The organism is Ferruginibacter sp. HRS2-29 (genome assembly GCF_024343615.1).
In the GTDB taxonomy this organism is placed as follows: Bacteria; Bacteroidota; Bacteroidia; order Chitinophagales; family Chitinophagaceae; genus Ferruginibacter.
In genome coordinates this window covers 1-1,585 of record NZ_RJUB01000077.1, presented here as the reverse complement: position 1 = coordinate 1,585, position 1,585 = coordinate 1, and the positions used below count along the sequence as shown (strand labels likewise).

3 protein-coding genes are annotated in these 1,585 nt (G+C 46.2%); all 3 read left to right on the top strand.

Translation table 11 applies throughout. The annotated features are described in order from the left end of the window. Window positions 1-439, top strand: a 439-nt coding sequence (locus EGI32_RS11025) for a beta-lactamase family protein (RefSeq protein ID WP_255155428.1), incomplete at its 5' end; no start/stop codon positions are given. A 31-nt stretch (window positions 440-470) separates the two neighbouring features. After that, window positions 471-1,127 (top strand): hypothetical protein, encoded by a 657-nt coding sequence (locus tag EGI32_RS11020; protein WP_255155249.1) that lies wholly within the window; start codon window positions 471-473, stop codon window positions 1,125-1,127. 116 nt (window positions 1,128-1,243) lie between these two features. Further along, window positions 1,244-1,585 (top strand): Pr6Pr family membrane protein (locus EGI32_RS11015; protein WP_255155427.1); only part of this gene is annotated, 342 nt, incomplete at its 3' end.

Genomic DNA, 1,585 nt, shown 5'->3' with positions numbered 1-1,585 from the left:
TCCCTGCGGGATGACGAATACCGATTTCGGCCATAAGCATGTGCCGCTGGCAGCAGGCGGCGGACAAGGCACGGCCAATGATTACATCCGTTTTTTGCAAATGATATTGGCGAAGGGGTTGTACAATGGCAAACGCGTTTTGCAGGCTTCTTCCGTGGAACTCATGCAGCAGAATTATACCGCGGGTAAAAAAATAATTTCCACACCTGCCGAAGCGGACAACTGGGGTTATGGATTGGGAGAATGGATGCTGGAAGAATCGCCCGGTGAAAAAGTTGCCAACGCGGTGACCAGCCCGGGATTGTTCGGTAGCTTTCCATGGGTGGATAACAAACGGCAATACGTTGGGATTTTATTCTGTTTTAACCTGAAGAATAAAGGCAGAGCGGAAAAATACACCACATTAAAAAAACTGGTAGATGAACAACTGGATAAATAGACTAAGCATGCACACTACAAAAAATCTTCACATGGTTTTATTTATCGTATTGGCTTCGCTGATCATTTCGTGCAATAATGGTCAGCAGCAACCTATACAACCAGAATACGTGAAGCTGTCCAGCATACCGGGCGATACTTTTCCTCCACCTCCCCGACCACCATCCAGGATTGACCCGGCGGATATCCTGAAAGAAAAAGAGTTGAAAGATTATCTCATGACTACTCCTGCAATTTCCCCAAACAAAAAAGCGGGTGCACCTTTTAACACCATGGATTATGATAAGGTCATCGCATATGATTTCGACGGGGGTAGAGATGACATCGCAGTGATCGATGAAAAAGGTAAATTTGTTCCGGTCATCACCAAACAGCAATTCCTTACCCGGCAGCAAGCTGATAAGATCACGGCTGCATTGTCCAGTAACTCAACTTATGGAGATGGTACCGCCGCTTGTTTTGAGCCACATCTCGGGCTGGTGTTTTACAAAAACGATACGATGGTGAACCAGGTGAATATCTGTCTTGGCTGCAACTATCTTATTTCTACCATAGCAATACCTGCCACCACACACCAGGTAATGAATAAAGGAAAGGAAGATGAATATGCATTGATCGGTTTTACAGCCGCCGGCAAAAAAGCGATCAAAGGATTGTGCAGGGAATTAAACTTTTATTACGGCGAATAAACCCCGGAGGTTTAACCCCGGAGGTTTCTTTTAACCTCCGGGCGTTTGATCCAAAACACTCCGGGGTTGGGAGAAAAACCCCGGAGGTTTTCTACCTTTAAGAATAAAACTGCGTTATGAAAACAAAACTTGCAACGCTCTTTGGGCTGATCGGTTGGTTTGCGCTCGTACTTCAGTATATACTTATTTTAAAAAACAGTCCTGGCCGCAGCACGCTGGATACGACTATCCGCTACTTTGGATTTTTTACGATTCTGACGAATACGCTGACAGCCGTGTATTTCACCGCGGTTGCCTTCGGCAAAAATGTGAAACCTGCTACCCATACTGCTGTCACGGTATATCTTACCACGGTATTCCTGGTGTACCAGTTCCTGCTGAGGGGACTGGTAGAGCTGCATGGCTGGGACATGCTGGCCGATGAATTATTGCATACGCTGCTGCCGATACTGACGCTT